Here is a 23,217-nt window from a genome sequence, read left to right on the forward strand (position 1 = left end):
TATTTTTATTTTATGTGATAAATTATCTCTTCAAAGTAAAATGATTGATAAATTCTTTTGGTGTTCCATCGAATGGATCTACATATTCTACTCTAAACCAGTAGTCCTGTGATGGCATTGGAGATCCGTTAAAGGTTCCATCCCATCCCTGTCCTGCGGGACTGATTTGTTTTAAGAGTTTTCCATACCTGTCAAAGATATAAATCTTTGCTCCTGGCTGATTTCTCAGTCCTATGATGTTCCACGTTGGGTTGTACTCATCTCCGTTTGGTGTGAAGAATTCCATGTAATCAATCAGTTCAAAGGTGCGAATCAGCTCCCCACAACCATTGGTGTCTCTCACCGTTACCGTGTGTTCGCCTGGCGTGAGATCAAAGAACTCGCCTAAGCCTTGCCATCCTCCGTCATCTAATTGGTATTCATAGATGCCCGAACCGCCTGTTGCTGTGGCAATCACATTGTGCGTATCGGCAAAGGCTGGTGTGGTAATCTGAATATCTAGCGTTGCTGGCGCTGAAGATGCCTCATAGGTCACACTGTCGCTATAGCTACAGTTGGTCTCTGGAAAGTTTACATCGGTAATTACCAAACTATAGGTTCCTGCCGTGGTTACTGCCACCGTTGGTGTGTTTTCTATTCCATTGGGAGTATTCCAAAGATAGGTGTATCCTGCGCCTAAATCTACCCCAATCATCGGTCCCTCATCGGTCGTGCCTGTGGTTGCATCCACACATAAGATATCATCTGCTGGCAGGGTGAATACAGGTAATGGATTCACCTGCAAGCTCACCATCACTGGATCAGACAAACAGCCTGTAATGGTCTGTCTTACCCTTGCAAAGAGCATCAAGCTATCTACATCTTCACTGTTGATATACATTGTAGGATCTACAATGGCATTGATATCATCTGCTGCATCTGCTGCCGTGGTGTAGTAAGACACCTCCATGTTTAACTGTCCACCAATGATCGTGGCATCCAAACTAGTCAGATCAAAGGTGGCAATGAGTTGATTGCTCTCATCAGTAGCACACTCCTGATAGGTCGTTGGTGCCGTTGCCGTTGGAATTGGTTCTACCGTAAGGTCGACACTGGCGATGTTGTTGCTATTGAAACAGCCTGTGGCAGTATTCTCCACTCGGATAAAGACTGTATCTGGTTCGCCCATATTCTCATATCCATCCACAAGTGCCGCTGTGCCTGCTAAAGCATCTGCCGCTGTTGGGTGATAGGTTACTGTAAAGTCTGCTAACATCTGTGGCGCGGTCAGTAGGTCTAACGAAGCCGTTACATCATCCCATATAAATTGTCCCACATTGTCAGTGTCATACTCACAGAAAATATAACTGAATGTCATACTGGTCAGTGCTGGGAGTGGATGTACAATCACTGGTAATTCTACCACCTTGTAACACGGTTCCATATTGCTATCTATTTGTATATCACTCTGTACTCTTACGTAGATGATCACCTGTCCGTTTTCATTGGCTGTTGCCATGTCTACCGCAAACATGGTTGGATCTACTATCGGATTGGTATTCGCCGCTGCATCTACCTCTGTGGTATGGTAGCTGACAGTGACATTGCCTTCATTGTTGACAATCTCTGCCTGTGCCTGTGTCAGATCAAAGAGTAAAATACCGTTAGTCGCATCACCATCCGTGTCATCATCACATGCCTCTAAAGGTGTTGGCATGGTGTTTGGCGTTGGAATTGGAAGCACACGAAGAAGCATTCTGGTATCCGTGGTACATCCTGCGGCATTGGTAGCCACAATGATGATCTCCTGTAAGTTCATTGTGTTTTGATACGCCGTTGGATCCGCAATTGGAATATCTGCGGCAAAGTCTGCATCACTAGCATAGTATGTCAGTGTCAAAGAGGTATCTCCATTGGTAATCTCATCATATTTATCTGTTAGATCAAAGGTGCTGATCTCATCACTCTCATCACCACTCTCTAAATCATCACAGAGGGAGAAAGGTTGTGGCGTGACAATCACCGGTGGTGGCACCACAAGCAGGTCAAAGCTTCCGATGGCATAACAAGCGGTCGTGTTATCTTCTAAACGTACCCAAATGGTTTGTTGATTTGGAGTGATATTGATGTAATCGGTAAGATTTACAATTGGTGACAGATCATCAATCGCATCTTGTTCACTCTCGTGATAGGTCAGTGTAAGGTTACTCGTATCTTGAGCAGCAAAGATTTCTGCCTGTGTCTGGGTTAAATCAAACATCGCAATCCCATCCAAGCTATCCGCAGCATCACATACCTCTAAGTCTTCTATTTCAATAGGTACTATTGGAATGGGAATGATGTTGATTTGTAATGGTGTCACTGTAAAACAGCCAGTAACAGTATTGGTTGCCAATACATAGATAGTTTGACTGTCCATGATGATATTTGTATACGGACTGCTAAGTGCATTTATGTTGTTATTGGCATCCGTTTCTGTCTCATGGAAGGTGTAGATCACATCCGGTTCATTGTTGATAATCGCAGCGACTAGCGCAGCTAAATCTGTCGCTACAAAACCGTCATTGTCATCATCACAGGTCTCTGCTAGGAGCATCCCGTTTGGATCAAGGGTAGGACTTGGAAGTGGATTTACCGAGATGTTAAAGCTAATGGTACTTTGACAACCTGTATTATCATCGGTGGCACGTACCCAAATGGTTTGTACATTGATGATGGTATTGGCATAGGCTTCTGGATTTGTAATCGGTGTGTCACTGGTAAGATCGGCTAAAGTAGCGTAGTAGTCCAAACTGATGCCTGTAGCATTGTTTAAAAGATCTTCTGCCAGTGCCGTTAGGTCAAAGACTTCGATGCCATCGCCTAAGGTAATGGCATCACAGAGTTCTATGTTTGGCAATTGTGTCAGCGCAGGTGGCACATCTACAATTAGTGTTAGATTGGTGATGCTAAAACAGCCTGTGACTTGATCTTCCACACGTACCCAAATGAGTTGTGGACTCGGCGGAATGTTGCTATAGGCATTTACATTGTTGATTTCTCCTGTAGGAGTACCAGCAATCGCATTTGCCTGTGTGTTGTAATACCGAACAATATGCGTGGTTGGATCTTCTCCGTTTAGGATGTCAACTTCAGCTTCTGTAAGATCGAATTGTGCAATTTGATCATTGGTATCATCATCACATTCCGAGAGACTTACCGCATCCAAGGCAGCAATCTCAGGAGAATCGTGTACGATTAGATCTAAGGAAACCACATTGTAACATCCCGTAAGGACATTTTCTACACGCACATACAAGGTTTGATTGTACGGGGTAATGTTGCTATACACATCCGCCAAAGCGTTGACATTGCTATCTGCATCGTCTGGGGTTTCGTGGTAGGTGACATTAATATCCATTAACATGCCTCCTGTAATTTGAGATTCTGTACTTCTGATATTAAATACACCGATTCCGTCATTATCTGTATCGCAATTTTCCAACGGAATTGCTGGAAATACTTGCGGCGCATCTTCTACAGAAATATTTAGAGATGTAGTCACGTAACAACCAGAGTTTGCAGTTTCTACGCGCACAAATACCGTTTGTGGATTGCTGATGTTGGTATACGGAATTGAAAGTGCATTTACATCATTGTTAGCATCCATTTGCGTGAGGTGATAGGTGACAGATAGCCCCATAATTCCTGCAGTAATTTCATCATTTTTCACATTTAGATCAATCGCAGTAAAGCCATCAGCAATTGCATCATCACACACAATTAAATCAGTAGGTGTATTGGCAGAAGGCAATTCTTCAAACAAAAGATCAAAAGAAGTGGTCGCAAAACAGGTGTTTCCTGTCAGTGTACTTTCAATTCGTACAGAAATGGTCTCACCATCGGTTCCAGAATATATAGTTGGTAGTGGATTTGCACCTGTACTCGCATCAACATCATTTGCATGAAAAGATATGGAAAAGTCAGTCGTATTTTGAGTATCAAGAATGGTCGCTTCTTGCGTAGACAAGTCAAAATCTTCCATTCCATCAGCATTTATATCACAGGCAACCATATCATCAGGTTGATTTGCAATAGGTTGTTCATTCACGCAGATTTCAAAACTAGTCGTACTAAAACATAAAGCATTTACATTATTTTCTATACGTGCAAATATTGGCTGACATTGCATTGTATTCGTGAAAGGAAAAGTCAATGGATTTGTATTATTGTTAGCATCATTTTGGCTGGTGTGATAGGTTATTGACAACTGCGAAGCATCTTGTGTACCTAGAATTGTAGTGTTTAAGTTTGTGAAATTGAAAAGCGCTACACCATCATTTGAATCATCATCACAAACCGAAATATTTGCCACTACATTCGCTGTAGGAACAGTGTCGGTGAAAAGCTGAAAAGAGGTAACTGCAAAACAATCGTTTCCAGTTTCTGTACTTTCAACTCTTACATGAATAATTTCTGAGTTGCTTCCTGTGTAAGAAGTAGGCAAAGGGTTTACATCATTGATAGCATCTAGGTCGCTCGCATGAAAGCTAACATTGACATCTACTGCATTTTGCGCACCTATAATAGTCGCTTCTTGCGTTGACAAGTCGTATGTTTCTATTCCATTAGCATCAGGATCACAAGCATTCATGTCATTTGGCTGATTGGCTATAGGTTGTGTATTTACACATATTTGAAAGCTTGTAGTAGCATAACAAATAGCATTTGAATTGTTTTCTACACGCGCAAATATTGGTTGACATTGCATTGTATTTGTGAATGGAAATGTGAGCGCGTTTATGTCATTATTAGCATCATTTTGACTTGTGTGATAACTTACCGTATACGAAGCTGCATTTTGCGTACCTAAAACTATGGCATTTAACGTAGAAAAATCGAATTCTTCTGCATCATCATTAGATGCATCATCACATACTGCAATATTTGCTACTGGATTTGCCGTTGGAAATGTATCCAAAAATAATTGAAAAGAGGTAACTGCAAAGCAATCGTTTCCAGTTTCTGTACTTTCAACTCTTACGTGAATGGTTTCTGAGTCGCTTCCCGTGTAAGAAGTGGGTAAAAGATTTGTATCGTTTGTAGCATCTAAAGTGCTTGGATGAAATGTAATATTTACATCAGCTGCATTTTGTGTTCCTAAAATAGCGGCTTCTTGTGTTAAAAAGTCAAAGATTTCTGTACCGTCAGCATCAGGATCACAAACATTCATGTCATTCGGTTGATTGGCTATAGGTTGTGTATTTACACATATTTGAAAGCTTGTTGTACTATAACAGGTAGCACTGGCATTGTTTCCTACTCTCGCGAATATATCTTCACATTGATTTGTATTTGTATATGGAAGCGTGAGTGCGTTTGTATTGTTTTCAGCATCTGCTTGACTTGGATGATAGGTTACTGTAAACACAGTTGGATCTTGCGATCCTAAAATCGTAGCACTTTCTGTAGAAAAGTCAAACATTTCCACGCCATCATTCGTAGCATCATCACACACGGTAATACCCGTTACAGGATTTGCTGTTGGCGCAGGTTCTACTGTAATTGTAAAACTTTCTTGAATGACTTCTGCACAGCTATTAGAAATATCAACGGTGTAGGTCGTTGTTGTTGTCGGTGTAAATATTGGATTAGGTAATGTTGGATCGCTTACGCCTGTAGTTGGTGTCCATGCGTATGAAGTTGCCCCAGTGATTGTTGCATCAACAGATGATAAAGAATCGCCATTACAAATAGTTTCATCTCCAAATGCAAGTGAATTTGCAAAAGATACATAATCAAAACAAACACGTTGTAGGTTTACAGAACCGCCAGTAGAACCTGTAAATCCAAAATATGCTTGTGACGTGCCTCCGAGAATTGTATTGACAACATTGCCTGAATAGGAAAGGCGAAGTGAACAATCAAAATATACATCTAATGTTGTCGTTGCTGCTGTCCATTCAATTCGTATGATATGTTCTACACCATCTTCTATATTATTTGATGTGGGAGAAGCTTGAATTGGTCCTGCTAAATTTGCACCTGAAAAATGGTTATTATTTCCAAGACTTACAATCGCTAAATGATCGAAAAATGGATCTCCCAAATCATTATTTTGCCACGTGTCAAATTCTACTGCTAATGAATTGTTAATTCCTGAGTAGCCCATTCCACCACCTGAATTTCCAATTTCAGGAGTTTGAGTATTCTTGATAATAAATGTAATTCCATCTGCTCCGTTTGCATCATTGGTTCCAAAAAAGCCTCTGAATTCCACCACAAAATCTTCTAGCATGTCAATAGGAGTCCCAGACCATACAGCTCCTGATTGATTGTTAATGTTTTGAGTAATTTCAAAGCAATCGCCGCCGATATCATTTGCATCACCAATTAAAGAAGGTAATAATTGTGCTTGTAGTTGAATACAAAACAGGATAAAAAATAGTGTAAAAATACTTTTTATCCTGCTTGCATGTTTCATTAAAGTCATTGTCTCATAATTATTTAAGACAAATATGATAAATTATCTCTTCAAAGTAAAATGATTGATAAATTCTTTTGGTGTTCCATCGAATGGATCTACATATTCTACTCTAAACCAGTAGTCCTGTGATGGCATTGGAGATCCGTTAAAGGTTCCATCCCATCCCTGTCCTGCGGGACTGATTTGTTTTAAGAGTTTTCCATACCTGTCAAAGATATAAATCTTTGCTCCTGGCTGATTTCTCAGTCCTATGATGTTCCACGTTGGGTTGTACTCATCTCCGTTTGGTGTGAAGAATTCCATGTAATCAATCAGTTCAAAGGTGCGAATTAGCTCCCCACAACCATTGGTGTCTCTCACCGTTACCGTGTGTTCGCCTGGCGTGAGATCAAAGAACTCTCCTAAGCCTTGCCACCCTCCGTCATCTAATTGGTATTCATAGATGCCTGAACCGCCTGTTGCTGTGGCAATCACATTGTGCGTATCGGCAAAGGCTGGTGTGGTAATTTGAATATCTAGCGTCGCTGGCGCTGAAGATGCCTCATAGGTCACACTGTCGCTATAGCTACAGTTGGTCTCTGGAAAGTTTCCATCGGTAATTACCAAACTATAGGTTCCTGCCGTGGTTACTGCCACCGTTGGTGTGTTTTCTATTCCATTGGGAGTATTCCAAAGATAGGTGTATCCTGCACCTAAATCTACCCCAATCATCGGTCCCTCATCGGTCGTGCCTGTGGTTGCATCCACACATAAGATATCATCTGCTGGCAGGGTGAATACAGGTAATGGATTCACCTGCAAGCTCACCATTACTGGATCAGACAGACAGCCTGTAATGGTCTGTCTTACCCTTGCAAAGAGCATCAAGCTATCTACATCTTCACTGTTGATATACATTGTAGGATCTACAATGGCATTGATATCATCTGCTGCATCTACTGCCGTGGTGTAGTAAGACACCTCCATGTTTAACTGTCCACCAATGATCGTGGCATCTAAACTAGTCAGATCAAAGGTGGCAATGAGTTGATTGCTCTCATCAGTAGCACACTCCTGATAGGTCGTTGGTGCCGTTGCCGTTGGAATCGGTTCTACCGTAAGGTCGACACTGGCGATGTTGTTGCTATTGAAACAGCCTGTGGCAGTATTCTCCACTCGGATAAAGACTGTATCTGGTTCGCCCATATTCTCATATCCATCCACAAGTGCCGCTGTGCCTGCTAAAGCATCTGCCGCTGTTGGGTGATAGGTTACTGTAAAGTCTGCTAACATCTGTGGCGCGGTCAGTAGGTCTAACGAAGCCGTTACATCATCCCATATAAATTGTCCCACATTGTCAGTGTCATACTCACAAAAGATATAACTGAATGTCATACTGGTCAGTGCTGGGAGTGGATGTACAATTACTGGTAATTCTACCACCTTGTAACACGGTTCCATATTGCTATCTATTTGTATATCACTCTGTACTCTTACGTAGATGATCACCTGTCCGTTTTCATTGGCTGTTGCCATGTCTACCGCAAACATGGTTGGATCTACTATCGGATTGGTATTCGCCGCTGCATCTACCTCAGTGGTATGGTAGCTGACAGTGACATTGCCTTCATTGTTGACAATCTCTGCCTGTGCCTGTGTTAGATCAAAGATTAAAATACCGTTGGTCGCATCACCATCCGTGTCATCATCACATGCCTCTAAAGGTGTTGGCGTGGTGTTTGGCGTTGGAATTGGAAGCACACGAAGAAGCATTCTGGTATCCGTGGTACATCCTGCGGCATTGGTAGCCACAATGATGATCTCCTGTAAGTTCATTGTGTTTTGATACGCCGTTGGATCCGCAATTGGAATATCTGCGGCAAAGTCTGCATCACTAGCATAGTATGTCAGTGTCAAAGAGGTATCTCCATTGGTAATCTCATCATATTTATCTGTTAGATCAAAGGTGCTGATCTCATCACTCTCATCACCACTCTCTAAATCATCACAGAGGGAGAAAGGTTGTGGCGTGACAATCACCGGTGGTGGCACCACAAGCAGGTCAAAGCTTCCGATGGCATAACAAGCGGTCGTGTTATCTTCTAAACGTACCCAAATGGTTTGTTGATTTGGAGTGATATTGATGTAATCGGTAAGATTTACAATTGGTGACAGATCATCAATCGCATCTTGTTCACTCTCGTGATAGGTCAGTGTAAGGTTACTCGTATCTTGAGCTGCAAAGATTTCTGCCTGTGTCTGGGTTAAATCAAACATCGCAATCCCATCCAAGCTATCCGCAGCATCACATACCTCTAAGTCTTCTATTTCAATAGGTACTATTGGAATGGGAATGATGTTGATTTGTAATGGTGTCACTGTAAAACAGCCAGTAACAGTATTGGTTGCCAATACATAGATAGTTTGACTGTCCATGATGATATTTGTATACGGACTGCTAAGTGCATTTATGTTGTTATTGGCATCCGTTTCTGTCTCATGGAAGGTGTAGATCACATCTGGTTCATTGTTGATAATCGCAGCGACTAGCGCAGCTAAATCTGTCGCTACAAAACCGTCATTGTCATCATCACAGGTCTCTGCTAGGAGCATCCCGTTTGGATCAAGGGTAGGACTTGGAAGTGGATTTACCGAGATGTTAAAGCTAATGGTACTTTGACAACCTGTACTATCATCGGTGGCACGTACCCAAATGGTTTGTACATTGATGATGGTATTGGCATAGGCTTCTGGATTTGTAATCGGTGTGTCACTGGTAAGATCGGCTAAAGTAGCGTAGTAGTCCAAACTGATGCCTGTAGCATTGTTTAAAAGATCTTCTGCCAGTGCCGTTAGATCAAAGACTTCGATACCATCGCCTAAGGTAATGGCATCACAGAGTTCTATGTTTGGCAATTGTGTCAGCGCAGGTGGCACATCTACAATTAGTGTTAGATTGGTGATGCTAAAACAGCCTGTGACTTGATCTTCCACACGTACCCAAATGAGCTGTGGACTCGGTGGAATGTTGCTATAGGCATTTACATTGTTGATTTCTCCTGTAGGAGTACCTGCAATCGCATTTGCCTGTGTGTTGTAATACCGAACAATATGCGTGGTTGGGTCTTCTCCGTTTAGGATGTCTAGCTCACTTAGCGTGAGATCGAATTGTGCGATTTGATCATTGGTATCATCATCACATTCTGAGAGACTTACCGCATCCAAGGCAGCAATCTCAGGAGAATCGTGCACGATTAGATCTAAGGATACCACATTGTAACATCCCGTAAGGACATTTTCTACACGCACATACAAGGTTTGATTGTACGGAGTGATGTTGCTATACACATCCGCCAAAGCGTTGACATTGCTATCTGCATCGTCTGGGGTTTCGTGGTAGGTCACTGTTACTTGACCTGGCAATACGCCGCCTGTGATTTCACTCTCAGAATCGCGTACATTGAAAATACCGATTCCGTCGTTGTCGGTGTCACAGTATTCTAGTGGCGTTGCGGGGTTTGCTGCTGGTGCATCGTTTACATCAATATTAAAACTTGTCGTACTGAAACAACCTGTTAGTCCATTTTCTACACGTGCAAAGATGGTTTGTGGATTGCTTGTATTTGCGTATGGAGAAGCTAACGCATTAGTATTGTTGTCAGCATCTGCTTGATTTGTAAAGTATTGAACAGATACGTCCGTTTGTGTCCCCACAATTTCAGTCGATTTTACGGTTAAATCTACCGTAGTGAAACCGTCAAACGGCGGTTCGTCACAGACAATTAAATCTGTTGGTATATTCGCTACTGGATTTTCATTGATAATTAAATCAAAGCTCATTTCCGTATTGGCACAGCCTGTAATGGTATTTGTAGCACGCACAAAAATCGTTCTTGGGAAGGTGGTATACGGACTTGTAATGGCATTAGCGTCTGCATCTGCATCCGCTTGCGATTCATGATAACTAACAGTAACGTTGGCTTGCCCGTTGATTACTTCAGTATCTTTTATCGTTAAATCAAACGTGAATTGGTTCGCGATATCACTACACACTACATAATCCGTAATTGTATTTAGATCTGGAAGTGGATTCACCGTGAGTGTAATGTGTTCTCCCAATCCTAGACAGGCATTGTTTACATCACTATCTACACGGACTACAATGTTTTGCACATTTGGTGAAGCATCATTTCTATGGTTGCTGATGTCAGGAATCGCATTTTGTTCCGCCAAAGCGTCTGTAAAGTTTTCGTAATATGTGATTGTAAGATTTTGACCAGCAGCGGTGAATAGCGCGTTGATTTGCGTATCCGCGTCGCTAAAGTCAAACGTAGCGATTCCGTTGGTATTGTCACCATCTACAGCAGTATCATCACAAACTTCATAGCTTATTCCGAAAGTGGTAGGAATTTGTGTTGCGCCAACGATTAGGTTTACTTCTCCTGTTCGGAAGCAATCATTTACAGTTTCGACTCTTACAAAAACTTGTCCGCCATTACTACTACTGTATGCGGTTTCATTTGCGATCGGATTGGAAATGTTTTGCGCATCCGCTAAACTTGTATAATAGGTAAATGTTTCGTTAGCAGCATCGTTTGATAGTAATGAATTGGCTTCTGTTAGGTTGAAATCAGATATACCATCCGTGTCATCATCACATTGAAGCAGTGCCACAGGTTGCATGACCACAGGAAGTGGATGTACTACCACATTGAATGTGACTGTATCAAAACAATTTGGATTGTCTATGTTTTCAATACGAGCTGTTATTGGGTTTCCACCTGGAGTTGTGTTTACATATGTTGTCGACAATACATTCATAGAGTCATTTGCATCCGCTGGGTTTGGATGGTATGTAATGTTGAATTGCATTGGATCTTGTCCGACCAAAACTTCTGTATTTATTGTAGAAAGATCAAACGTAACAAAACCATTGGTATCATCTCCATCGGCAGTGTCGTCACATAATTCGTAATTCATGACTGGGTTTGCTGTTGGTTGATCGAAAACATCGAAATCAAACGAAATTGTTGTATCAGAACAACTTGTATTGTTATTGTTCTCGATACGAACAAAAATTGGTTCCAATCCGTATGCTGTTTGATTGGTATACGGAGTTGTCAGTGCATTTGTGTTGCTGTCTGCATCTCCTTGAGTCGGATGAAATGTTACGGAGAATAGCATTGCGTCTTGTCCGCCCAATACCGTTGCAGCTAATGCATCCAAATCTAGCGTCCAAAAGCCATCATTATTGTCATCGCATATCAGTTGAGGATCTATAGGATTTGCTACGGGCAATTCAAATATGGACACATTGGCTTCTCCGAATGAAGGACATTCGCCGTTGTTTGGATCTATCTCTACTTGATAGAGTCCTGCATCTGCTAAGGTAACGTTTGTTAAATTTAATTGAAAAGAAGTTTCTGCTAGTGGAGTTCCATTGTATGTCCAGGTATAGATGGCACCAGGAATATCATCTGCAATTAGCGAATAACTTTGTGTGGTACACAATGACAATTCTGTGGTAGAAACTCCGTTTCGGATAATGTCTACAGGTGTTGCAAATAAGGATTGTATGAATGGCGGAAGTCCAATGCGAGATAGATTTGTATTGGTATTTGTGATGTCAACTAATATTCCGTTTTCATTATAAATAACAGACGCTCCGTCTACTTCAGGATTTTCAATAACTCCTAAAAAGCGCCCTGAGTTGTTTATGTTGCCAAAATCGAGTAGTGCACGGTATATTTTACCATCAATTCCTACTTGAATTGCTCCTGCGGAATATATTGAAGAGTTGTCTACCGTAAATTGCGACGCTGGAATGTTAGCGGATAACAAGTCGTATTGTAGTAGCAAACTATTTCCAGTTCCACTATTTCCTAAACCGACAGTTGCGTATAGTTTGGTTCCTTGTGGAGAGAATTCAACTCCATAAGGAGCATCACCGTTGTACAATTCTAATTCATTGGTTACAATACCTGTACTATTGTCAAAGTCGTAGAGCATTACTTTTCCAGGACCATTTCCTCCTTCTACAGTAGTAAGTCCTAAATGTGCTGCGGCTAATTTGTCACCTTGCGGCGACGCTTTTAAGTAGCCAAGCGCATTTCTTCTGTATCCTGATATTGGAATTTCGGTTGGTGTTGTACTGACTACAGGAGTCGTATCTACACCAATGTTGTCTACTTTAAACGCATAAAAGTCGTCAATGAAGTGTGTAATTACCCAAAAAGATTCACAATCTGAACTTTTTACAGCTGATATTTTTTCAGAACATTTAAAACGTGTTTCCTGTGTATCAGTTGTATCATACGTAATTAAGGGTACATTTTTTTCAGCATTGTCTACAAAACCAATTCCATCAGACATGTCAACAACTGTGTAATTAAGTCCATGATTGATACCGCCATCATTATGATGTGGCTCATCAACCGTAAAAATGTAATAGATGTTTGGATCTTGTGGTTTTGGAACAATGATGGCAGATGATGTGCTTGAACTATCTCCATTTAATCCAGTTCCATTTGTCATAATGGTATGGGTTCTATTCCAGACCGTAATTCCATCCGTATAGAATAATAAATTACCATTGATGTCAGAAATGGAAGCACAACCTTCCAAGGTGTCTAAACTTCCATTAGTAACAGCCGTTACATTTCCGGTGCCAATATCAAATTGTAATCCTGCATTTTGTCCAAAATACCAGTTAGAGGCTTCTCCCTGAGCACATAAAATGGTTGGTAAAGTAATAAGAATGAATAGTAAAATTTTTTTCATCTGTGATCGATATTTTCTAAAATATAAAGCTCAATAATCCATTGTAATAACTCTTTTATAGGGTTATTATTTTACAGTATTGAGAATTGTTTTGTTTTAAAAAAGAGTAGGATTGAAATAACAATTTTATATAAATGCCAGAAATGTAATTTTTTCTGGGATAAAGATGGCATTTATATAGTGAGATACTTCATAGCAATTTTCCATACTCAATAGCCGTCAAAGATAGTAATTACAACTAAAAAAAGAGCGAATTGCTTCGCCCTTTCTGTAAAATCTATGAGAATAGTATACTGTAAACTCGCTTAAACTTTTTTAATTTGCTAGAAAATGGCTCTTTTAAGTGCTGTTTTCACCTTTTCTTTGGTTCGTAACGCAACTATGAAACTCAAAAAAGCTTTCTACAGTACTTAAAATTTCTAATTTTCGCTTACATTCTAAAAGTTAAAACGAGTTTACTATTTTGTTATAAATCTCTTCGTTTGAGTAATCGGTAGGATAAAAAGATATAGACCGCAACCCACGAAAGTGCAATGACAATTTCATACCAATGCACGGCATAATCTGTTGGGCGCATTTCTCCAGGATTGTTTACATTGATCATTCGTGTTATAGGATCATTGATTAAATTCCACATAGAAGTGTAGGGCATAAACTGAAAAATGCTATCTGCCGTTTGCGTATTGGACCATTCAAATTTTGTCAGCGCATAAAAAATCATTTCAGCAATATATAGAATGAATAAAAAGCCTAAGGAAAACGCCGAACGCTTTATTAAAACACCTACACACAAACACAAACTAAAGAATGTGAGAAGCTTTACAAAATATCCTAAAATAAATTCAGTACCATCAAAAATAATGTCTACATACAGAGCAGATGAAGGTGCGTTTGAAATACCTATAAATAATGTAATCACAAATACCAATGCCGTAACAACAAGACTGTAAGCCAATATGAAATAAAACTTTGAGAGAATAACTTCTTTCTTGCTTAAACCGTCAATGAGATTTTGTTTGAGTGTCCGATTGCTATATTCATTCCCAATCATGGAGACGACCACAATGGCAAAGAAAAATTTGAAAAAGGCAATAAAAAACGTGGTAATATGCCAAATGTATGGAAACTCAAAGATTTGTGTTTCCGATAAGTCTATGATAAACAACCCAAAAAAGTTAATTTTTATAGACGAAAGGATCAATATGGAAAGTGGAAAAATAAACGAAACGTAGATTAAGATTCTACTCGTTCTATTCAACCATAATTTTTGAAATTCTATTTGTAATAAACGTAACATAGTTGTCGGTAGTAAAATTAGTTAGATTGGTTTTCAGTTAACTGCAAGAATTGCTCTTCTAAGCTTTCTTTTCGATTGACTAAGTGCGATAACACAATTCCTTGTGCAAACATCGCTTTGTTGAAATCGGCTGCATTGAGAGGTTCTGTTAAGAAGGCTTTGATGATGTCTTCCTCTTTGTTAACAGTTCCAAAAGAAGGATGCGCTTCTAACAATTCTAGCAGTTCAGCTTCTTTGTCAGTTTTCAACTCAAAAAATCCTTGACTTGCTACCATTTCATCTACACGACCAGCATAAATTTTAACTCCTTGGCGTAAAATAACCACATGGGAACATACTTTTTCTACTTCATCCAACAGGTGAGACGCCAATAAAATAGTCGTTCCTTGGGTTGCAATTTCTTTAATAATCTCTCTAATTTGATGTATTCCTTGCGGATCTAATCCGTTGGTAGGTTCATCTAAAATTAAAATTTCAGGATCATTCAAAAGGGCAGAAGCAATGGCTAAACGTTGTTTCATTCCTAAAGAAAATGTTTTAAACTTGCTGTCCTTTCGGTCTATAAGCCCTACTAGTTCCAGCTTTTCGTCGATTTTATCTTTCGATACATTTTTAATTTTACATACCAGCTTTAAATTGTCGTAAGCGGTCATGTACGGGTAAAAATTTGGACGTTCAATAATAGCGCCCACGCGTTTCAAAGCATCGTGTACCGCAACATTACCATTGAACCAATGAAAGTTTCCAGAAGTTCTGTTGACAACATTTAAGACCATTCCTAAGGTCGTAGATTTTCCGCTTCCGTTGGGTCCTAAAATGCCATACACATTTCCTTTTTCTATGGTAAATGATAAGTTTTGTACTGCTTTGACTTTCTTGTAATTTTTACTCAGATTTTGCAGTGTGAGGATTGTTTCCAATGTAATGTAGTTTTTTGATTGATTGTACATAGTTGACGACACAAGCGTAAAATTGTTACAAAATACAGGCAAACCTTTAAGAAAATAAAATTTCGCAGCTTTTTTTGGTCATTATGTCATTTTACAAATTGACGCACAAAAGTGGTTTTACTCTTTTTCTTTCTAAAACTATCAGTTTTAAGTAAAATTTATGAAGTAAAATTCTTGTAAAATCAAGGTATTCAGTATCTTAGGTAGAGTATTCATAGCTATGAAAAAGGGGGAAGCTGAAAAACCTACCATAAACAGAGTAAGCGCAACTTAAATTTTTAATCATGTTAAAAAAAATCTTAAAAGTAGAAGGAGCTAAAGAATTAGACAAAAAAGAACAATCGCAAATTACGGGAGGTGTAGATCCAGCTGTATGTACAGCTTGTGGCGGATTTGCAACACCAGGAAATTGCTTAATGGATCTGCAAGTCTGTATTTGCATCTTCGGTCTTGGAGCACAAGAATGTAGATTCTTCTAAAAAAAATGTAAGTATAGAAGAAGTCCTCATGTATGTTACATGGGGATTTTTTTACGCGAATACTTTTTAAACTATCATTTTATAAATTGGTTACAATAATCTTCTTTTTTGGGAGGAAACGGACGCATTGAGACTTCTTTTCTTCGTTGAAAATTCATTTTCTGCATACTTTGGCTTCATAAAACATCAAACATTAAAATTTTAAATTATGAAGAAACGTAGTATTAAAAATTTGAGTTTAAACAAAAAATCTGTAGCATCGGTTAACAAAATGTATTCTATTAAAGGGGGAAATACTGTTCATTATTGTGAAACCAATACCAGTGCTAATTTATCTTGTTATGGTATGTGTGCAGGAACGAACGCTACCACTGGTTGCACTCTGTATACCTTAATGTGGGCTTGGATCTGAGGGTCTATGGGATGAAGAAACGGAAATTAAATAAAAATGGAAAAGCCTTTACTATTTCGGTAAAGGCTTTTCCATTTATGCTTTTTGTTCTTTGTTGAAATATACCAAGTAATAATACATCTGCTTTTCTTCGTCCCAACCTTTTTCTACAAATTTCTCTGCAGATTCCGGATTGATAAAGTCCATCTTAATTTGAATATTGGTGTCCAAACTAATCGTATTCTTGATGCTTTTTCTAGCTGATGAAACCGCTTTGTTCGCAATAGGAAACTCAGAAACATCTTCAATGCTATATTTTGGTCCTTTTTCTACTTTATAATGCTTAAACTCAGGAATCAAATCAGGATTGTCAATCACTTCGTTTAAAAACTCAGTCTCTTCAAAAGTGTCGTTTTTCGCAAAATGATTCACCGCACGGTTCATAAACATCACTTCTTCCTTCTTATCTTCCGCAGGAAAAACTACGTCTTTGGCAAAGTTTTGACAGAACTTTAAGTACTTTTTCGTGTAGAAGTTTTCATCTTCAAAAATATCTACGCCTAAAAAGTGATCCAACCAATATTTGGTATCGTATTTATTGCTATCTACTGACAAAATTTTATAGCCTTCTTCCTTTTTGATGTTGAAAATGATGCAACCTTTGTCCAATTTGTTCAACGAAACTCCTTGTTGTAACAATACGTCCAAATTGCTTCCTTTTTCTTCAAACTGTAAAAAATCGTTTTTAATTTCCGATTTAAAAATACCAACGGCGTCTACTTTTTCATTATCAATCACTACATTTTCAAAATGTCCCACATACACTTCGCCACTTTTAATATGCGGATGCTGTGATTGTTCAAACAGCAACGAAGCAATCTTTTTAGAATTTTCATGCACGCTAGACGGATCGTTAAAAACGTCCGAGACAATCGTATACAACTGATTAAACTCTAAATCGACTTCATTCGTAAATTGAAAATAATTTTCTTCCTTTTCACGAAATGGTTTAAAAAAATATTCTTTCAACAAAGGTGTAATTTCGTCCGTTAATTGATACGGATCTGACGAGAGAAATACGTTTTCGTTTCTACTTTTATTTCCTACTTTATGAATAGAAATATCGTTAATCTGCGCACTGTATAAATTGATCATTCGTTAGGGTGTAATTTTTATATTGTTATATTTTTTTCACTTTCGTGAGAATGTTTCTATGAATGTTTCCACTTTCGTGAGAACTTCTGCGTTCAGAATGAAGTTTTGTAAAAGCTCATTTTCTAGTCTTAAAAAAGCTTCTATACTTTTTGGCAAAAATAGCTAAAAAAACAAAAAGCAAAAGCAAACTTTTCATTTAACTATCAACATAATTTCATGTAATTTTTTATAAAAAAACTCTTTTGGTATCTTTATTGTTGCAAAAACAGAAACCGATACTATGAAAACTACATTAAAAGTTACTCCGAAAAGAAGATATAAAACACCAAAATATCCTTCTTATTTAGATCAAAGTCCGCTTCAAATGTCTAAAAATGTGACCAAAACAGGATACTATGCCACTGCATTCTTAGGTGTCTTTGGACTTTTTGCATTTTCGGGAACTACCAATACTTCTAATGAAGTAAAGGAAAATCCAATAAAATTTAAAGAATTGGGTTTCCCACATACTTATGCAGCTTTTGGAACAGGTTTACCAGACAGACTTAACAGATCGACAGCTATAAAAATTATTGATTCTATTTTCTTAGCTAACAAAATTGAACTTGTAAAAGAGTATCCAGTTTCTAATGATGGACTTCATTTTAATGCAACAGGATACAATAAAAAACACAACATTGGCTATGTGTGGTTAGATCATAATAGTACTGCTCCTGATTGTTATCAATCTTGGCGTGGAAATATTAGAGGGAATTCATTGTCTAAAGAAGACATGAAAGCATATAACGAATTAAAAGAAAAAATAAAAGACGATCCGAATCGCTATACAATTGAAAAAGAATTTCTAAAAAACCTAAGCAACCGAAAAGGATATTACAAACTTTTAGAATTAAAACAACACTTGTATTATAATACTGCGCTCAGAGAACAAATAGCAAAGTACATTAAAGAAAATCCAAATCGCGCTGATGAAGACTATGGAAAGGAAATTTTGGACGCTTATCACGATGACGTTGTCGACTTACAGGAAATGAAACAATTGGTAAAGGAAGATGCTACAAATATTGCAGCATTATCCATGTACAATGACGAACTTTCATATCATTCTTATGGTGGAATCATTGATGAAGAGGGAAATTACGTCAAAAGAGGCGGAGATGCTAGAAAAAAAGCTATCGAAAAATTAGAAAACCTAGTTCAAGACTATATAGATTGGGCAAAATCAGAAGGGAGATATTAATGAGTACATCCATAAAATATACCGCAAATTTTCATGTTACACACGATTGCAACATGCGTTGTAGTTACTGTTACGCAGGAGAAAAAACAAAAGCTTCTATGACTGACGCTACAACACAAGAATCTATTGATTTTGTAGTAGCTGAAGTGCAAAGAAAAAAAGCAACCAAATTAGTGCTTGCTTTTTTAGGTGGCGAACCTTTAATGGAAACAGAAAAACTCTTTTATATACATGATGAATGTAAAAGAAGATTGGGAGAAGAAGTAAATATCGTAGGTCAATTATCAACAAACGGATTATTGCTAACCGAAAGCTTGATGAAAAATTTGACCGATAGAAACATTATGGTTTCTTTGAGTTTAGACGGAACTCCTGAAACGATGCAGAAACAACGTCCAACAATTGGAAATTCCGATTACTCCAAAATCATGGATCGTACCATACAAAATGTATTAAAACACAATCCTTTTACAAATGCTTTTTGTGTAGTAACTCCAGCGTCTTCAAAAAATCTATATGAAAATATCACTTGGATTTACGATCAAGGATTGCATTTTATTAACTGTACGTTAGATTATTCCGCAGAGTGGACGTATCAAGATTTTGAAATTTTAGCTTCGGAATATGAAAAACTGTCAAAATGGTATGAAGAAAAGTGCAACAATGTAGAGCATTTTTACTTTAGCAGTTTTGATGAACGCATTCAAACACATACAAAAAAACCAGCGGCATGCGGCAATAAATGTAGTATTGGAAACAATCAAATTTCTATTGCGCCCAATGGTGATCTTTATCCTTGTATGCAATTTGTAAAACCAGTGCATCAAGCAGATCCAAATGTGCAATTAGGAACTGTTAAAAAAGGATTTGTAAGTGCTAAATTAAATCAGTTTAGAGCAGACGTTATTAAAGAGAAGCCAGAATGTGCAGGATGCAAACTAAAAGAGCGTTGTTCTACTTGGTGTTCGTGTATCAACTACGCTTCTACAAAAAGTGTTTCAAAGGCAAGTCCTGTAGCCTGTTATCATGAAAAAATGCTCATTCCTATTGTGGATAAAATGAGTACTAAACTTTGGAGAGAAAAAAATCAATTGTTCATTCAAAAACATTACAATCCTTTATACTCTTTCGTTGCCCAAGCAATGACTAATTTTTAAATAATTATAATTTTTTTCACTTTCGTGAGATGTGTTCTATTGCTACTTTCATTTTCGTAAGGCACTTTCGTGTTAAGGATGGAGGCTTTGTTGGAGCTCTTTTGTAAAATGGATTCCTGCCTGCGCAGGAATGACAGTTTGCAAAAAGCGACTGCCGAGAGCCTGACCGTTTTTTAGTGCAGAAGCAACTAAAAAATGGGAACGCCCAAAAATTATCGAATCAAACTTGCCAAATTAAGCTAGCTGAGCCTTTGCCGAAAACAGGTAGCTGACCTTTTGTCGAAGCTAGTTCCAGTTTTCGTCAAAATTCAAACTATCGTAATCGTTGATGTCTAAATCATCATCATCGTTTAAACCATACGGATCTTCGTCCGCTTCAAACTGTTTGTCGGGCGCGCTGTCTGGAAGAATTCCGTGAGAAAACAACAAATTTGGGTACAATATGCCGTTGATTGGATCCGCAATTTCTGCCAATTCTATCAAAAACGTCCACATATTTAAGAAATCATACACATAAATCATGCGTGTTTGATCTTCTGAAAAAACGCTGTCCAAAGTAGTTTCGTTCATCAGACTCGGAGTATCAGGTCCTTCTCCCATATCGAACTGTGAAATTTCTTCACCTTGATTCCATTCGTCATCGCTCACGTAAAAAGACGCCATTTCCATACCGTCAAATCCAAACGCTTGTGTGATGGCATTGCTGAAATCTTCAAACGTTGCATCTTCCTGAATTTCAATATCTCTAAAGACATCTTCCGTTGCATCTAATATTATTCTAAATCTATAAATCATGATCTTTTAAAAAATGGAATGCAAATTTACAAACTTTCTACGTTGTTTTGAGCTTTCTTGGCTTCTAAGATCAAATAAAATTGAATTCCGAATAAAATTGCGGCTAAAACAATGTGGATGGTTTGTGTACCAAACGGAAAATCAAAGTAATACATGGCAATTCCCGAAAGGATTTCCAGCGTTAATAAAACAAATACCCAATACATTTTTGTAAAGCCTAAAGCCAGTTTTCGGAAACGATACAACAACCAAATATTCACCAATAAAACAACGATAGAAAACGTGCGGTGAATGTAAAAATCTAACTCCGGATTTGCCAACCACAACGATTGTGCATTTTCGCCCAGCGTTTTTACTTGTTCATCCACAAACTGTCGTACTTGTGTTCCTAAAATAATCTGAACCAACGTCAACACAATCGCAACATAGAGTAGTTTTGTACACGTTGCATCTGGCTTGTGTGCTTTCACTTTGCGTGAAGTGGCATGGACAATGTATAGCAATACGGCAACAATCAGCAACGCCATGACCATGTGAATCGTAATCTTAAACGGCGCTAAGTTTGAATCTACTACCGTTTTTCCCAACCACGCTTGAAATCCCATACCTGCAACGGTAAAAAATGATAAAAATGTGATGATTTTTTTCTCTTTCCAAAACCAAAAAGAACCTACAAATAGCAGCAACGTAGCCAAACCAGCCAAGGCACCAAACAACCGATTGATATATTCTACCCAGGTGTGAAACGCGTTGAAAACTGCATAATCATGTTTTGTATACGCTTCCCAGTTTTCAATATTGAATGTCGTAGTAGTGGTAAAATCTTCTTTAGCAACTTGAAGCGCTTTGTCCACAATAATGACCATACCATCTTCATAAAAATGATTCGGTTGCCATTGCAATTGCGCTTCTTCCGTTGGCGGAATGTAATACCCAAAACACTTTGGCCAATCAGGACAGCCCATTCCGCTGCCTGTCATGCGTACCACTGCGCCCGCAATAATGACAATGTACACTAAAATTAAACTACCTTTTGCAATGTTGTGAAAATGCTGCTTCATTTATCTTTCTGTATTTTCTACGAGTCCTAATTCTTTTCCTTTGGTAATCATATATGCGTGTGCCGCTTCGTATTCGTTGGGAATTTCGCCTTCTAAAATTGCTTCTTTAATGGCGTGTTTTATGATTCCGATTTCTCGGGAAGGCTTCAAGTTAAAAGTCTGCATGATTTCTTCACCCGAAACTGGTGGCTGAAAATTACGCACATGATCACGTTCTTCAACTTCCACGATTTTTTCACGAACCATTTTAAAGTTGTTGTGATATCTTTCGAATTTTTTTGGGTTTTTCGTGGTGATGTCTGCTTCGCACAATGTCATTAAATCATCTACATAATCGCTTGCATCAAATACCAAACGTCGTACGGCAGAATCGGTCACACCATCTTGTGATAGTACAATTGGTCGCGAACTCATCGTGACCATTTTTTGAACAAATTTCATTTTATCATTCAATGGCATGTGCAAACGCTTGAAGAGTTTGTACACCATTTTTCCACCGATAAATTCGTGTCCGTGAAATGTCCAACCCGCTTTTTTGGTAAACTTTTTGGTCGGAGCTTTTCCAATATCGTGCAACAACGCTGCCCAACGCAACCAAACATTGTCCGTATTTGGACAGATATTATCCACAACTTCTAACGTGTGATAAAAATTGTCTTTATGTCGTTGTCCTTCTTTTTCGTCAATTCCTTTTAGTGCAACTAATTCTGGAAGAATGTAGGGTAAAAGCTTTGTTTTTTCTAACAAAATAAAACCTATAGAAGGTTGGTTGCTCATCAGAATTTTATTCAATTCTACGACAATACGTTCTTTTGAAATAATCTTGATACGATCCGCATTTCGTGTAATTGCTTCGAGTGAAACTGGATCAATGGTAAAATGTAATTGCGTTGCAAATCGCACTGCGCGCATCATACGCAACGGATCGTCCGAATAGGTAATATCGGGATCGAGCGGCGTTACAATTCGTTTATCTGCCAAATCTTGTAGACCATTGAATGGATCGAGCAAATCGCCAAACGTATCTTCGTTCAAACTCAGTGCCATGGCATTGATCGTAAAATCACGTCGATCTTGATCGTCTTGCAATGTTCCGTTTTCTACCGCAGGATTTCTACTGCCGCGTTCGTAACTTTCTTTGCGTGCGCCTACAAATTCGACTTCAATTTCTTTGGTTTTAATCATGGCAGTACCATAATTTTTAAACACTTGCACTTTCGGTTTGTTTGGTAAGAGTGAAGCTACTTTTTTTGCGAGTTCGATTCCGCTGCCTACAGCGACTACGTCAATATCTTTTGCATCGCCACGTTTCAATAGAAAATCGCGCACAAAACCGCCAATTACATAGGTTTCTAATTGTAATTCACTAGCTGCTTTGGAAATGGTTGAAAATATGTTGAGTTGTAAGGCTTCTTTGTAATTCATTCGGCACTATAATTGGAATGCAAATTTACGAATGTTTTCGGTATTTTTTGTAAAGTCTTTTAG

General features: G+C 38.5%; 11 protein-coding genes. 3 read left to right on the forward strand and 8 right to left on the reverse strand.

Annotated elements, in window-relative coordinates:
- Positions 1-22: 22 nt before the first annotated feature.
- The 4 genes from KORDIASMS9_RS12250 to KORDIASMS9_RS12265 all read right to left on the reverse strand — a co-directional run bounded on the left by KORDIASMS9_RS12250 (position 23) and on the right by KORDIASMS9_RS12265 (position 15,421).
- Positions 23-6,442, reverse strand: a complete 6,420-nt coding sequence (locus KORDIASMS9_RS12250) for a T9SS type B sorting domain-containing protein (protein ID WP_114903115.1) — start codon at positions 6,440-6,442, stop codon at positions 23-25.
- A 42-nt stretch (positions 6,443-6,484) separates the two neighbouring features.
- Positions 6,485-13,204, reverse strand: a complete 6,720-nt coding sequence (locus tag KORDIASMS9_RS12255) for a T9SS type B sorting domain-containing protein (RefSeq protein ID WP_114903116.1) — start codon at positions 13,202-13,204, stop codon at positions 6,485-6,487.
- Between the two features lie 466 nt (positions 13,205-13,670).
- Complete coding sequence (locus KORDIASMS9_RS12260) at positions 13,671-14,501, reverse strand: ABC transporter permease (protein ID WP_114903117.1); 831 nt, start codon at positions 14,499-14,501, stop codon at positions 13,671-13,673.
- 17 nt (positions 14,502-14,518) lie between these two features.
- Positions 14,519-15,421, reverse strand: a complete 903-nt coding sequence (locus KORDIASMS9_RS12265; protein WP_114905228.1) for an ABC transporter ATP-binding protein — start codon at positions 15,419-15,421, stop codon at positions 14,519-14,521.
- 314 nt (positions 15,422-15,735) lie between these two features.
- On the opposite strand from KORDIASMS9_RS12265, the gene KORDIASMS9_RS12270 reads away from it, so the two are divergent.
- Positions 15,736-15,930, forward strand: a complete 195-nt coding sequence (locus KORDIASMS9_RS12270) for a hypothetical protein (protein ID WP_114903118.1) — start codon at positions 15,736-15,738, stop codon at positions 15,928-15,930.
- A 487-nt stretch (positions 15,931-16,417) separates the two neighbouring features.
- Here the strand turns inward: KORDIASMS9_RS12270 and KORDIASMS9_RS12280 are convergent, their stop codons facing one another.
- Positions 16,418-17,476 carry a nucleoid-associated protein gene (locus tag KORDIASMS9_RS12280; RefSeq protein ID WP_114903120.1) on the reverse strand — a complete coding sequence of 353 codons (1,059 nt, stop codon included), beginning with the start codon at positions 17,474-17,476 and terminating at the stop codon, positions 16,418-16,420.
- A gap of 280 nt (positions 17,477-17,756) precedes the next feature.
- On the opposite strand from KORDIASMS9_RS12280, the gene KORDIASMS9_RS12285 reads away from it, so the two are divergent.
- Complete coding sequence (locus tag KORDIASMS9_RS12285; RefSeq protein ID WP_114903121.1) at positions 17,757-18,716, forward strand: hypothetical protein; 960 nt, start codon at positions 17,757-17,759, stop codon at positions 18,714-18,716.
- Positions 18,716-19,873, forward strand: a complete 1,158-nt coding sequence (locus KORDIASMS9_RS12290) for a radical SAM/SPASM domain-containing protein (protein ID WP_114903122.1) — start codon at positions 18,716-18,718, stop codon at positions 19,871-19,873. The genes KORDIASMS9_RS12285 and KORDIASMS9_RS12290 overlap by 1 nt, the downstream gene beginning before the upstream one ends.
- Before the next feature lie 285 nt (positions 19,874-20,158).
- Here the strand turns inward: KORDIASMS9_RS12290 and KORDIASMS9_RS12295 are convergent, their stop codons facing one another.
- Genes KORDIASMS9_RS12295 through KORDIASMS9_RS12305 form a run of 3 tightly spaced genes read right to left on the reverse strand, consistent with a single transcriptional unit; the run spans position 20,159 to position 23,154 of the window.
- On the reverse strand, positions 20,159-20,668 hold the full coding sequence (locus tag KORDIASMS9_RS12295) for a hypothetical protein (RefSeq protein ID WP_114903123.1): 510 nt from the start codon (positions 20,666-20,668) through the stop codon (positions 20,159-20,161).
- 26 nt (positions 20,669-20,694) lie between these two features.
- The gene (locus KORDIASMS9_RS12300; protein ID WP_114903124.1) at positions 20,695-21,729 is read right to left on the reverse strand and encodes a heme A synthase; all 1,035 of its coding nucleotides are present in this window, start codon (positions 21,727-21,729) and stop codon (positions 20,695-20,697) included.
- On the reverse strand, positions 21,730-23,154 hold the full coding sequence (locus KORDIASMS9_RS12305; protein ID WP_114903125.1) for a CCA tRNA nucleotidyltransferase: 1,425 nt from the start codon (positions 23,152-23,154) through the stop codon (positions 21,730-21,732).
- Between the last annotated feature and the right edge of the window lie 63 nt (positions 23,155-23,217).

Origin of the sequence: Kordia sp. SMS9 (assembly GCF_003352465.1) — a bacterium.
Lineage (GTDB): Bacteria > Bacteroidota > Bacteroidia > Flavobacteriales > Flavobacteriaceae > Kordia.

Bases quoted from the DNA above. Each gene is read 5' to 3' on its own strand.
- KORDIASMS9_RS12270 (WP_114903118.1), top strand. From the start codon at position 15,736: ATGTTAAAAAAAATCTTAAAAGTAGAAGGAGCTAAAGAATTAGACAAA.
- KORDIASMS9_RS12290 (WP_114903122.1), top strand. From the start codon at position 18,716: ATGAGTACATCCATAAAATATACCGCAAATTTTCATGTTACACACGAT.
- KORDIASMS9_RS12250 (WP_114903115.1), bottom strand. From the start codon at position 6,442: ATGAAACATGCAAGCAGGATAAAAAGTATTTTTACACTATTTTTTATC.
- KORDIASMS9_RS12280 (WP_114903120.1), bottom strand. From the start codon at position 17,476: ATGATCAATTTATACAGTGCGCAGATTAACGATATTTCTATTCATAAA.
- KORDIASMS9_RS12295 (WP_114903123.1), bottom strand. From the start codon at position 20,668: ATGATTTATAGATTTAGAATAATATTAGATGCAACGGAAGATGTCTTT.
- KORDIASMS9_RS12255 (WP_114903116.1), bottom strand. From the start codon at position 13,204: ATGAAAAAAATTTTACTATTCATTCTTATTACTTTACCAACCATTTTA.
- KORDIASMS9_RS12305 (WP_114903125.1), bottom strand. From the start codon at position 23,154: ATGAATTACAAAGAAGCCTTACAACTCAACATATTTTCAACCATTTCC.
- KORDIASMS9_RS12300 (WP_114903124.1), bottom strand. From the start codon at position 21,729: ATGAAGCAGCATTTTCACAACATTGCAAAAGGTAGTTTAATTTTAGTG.
- KORDIASMS9_RS12260 (WP_114903117.1), bottom strand. From the start codon at position 14,501: ATGTTACGTTTATTACAAATAGAATTTCAAAAATTATGGTTGAATAGA.
- KORDIASMS9_RS12285 (WP_114903121.1), top strand. From the start codon at position 17,757: ATGAAAACTACATTAAAAGTTACTCCGAAAAGAAGATATAAAACACCA.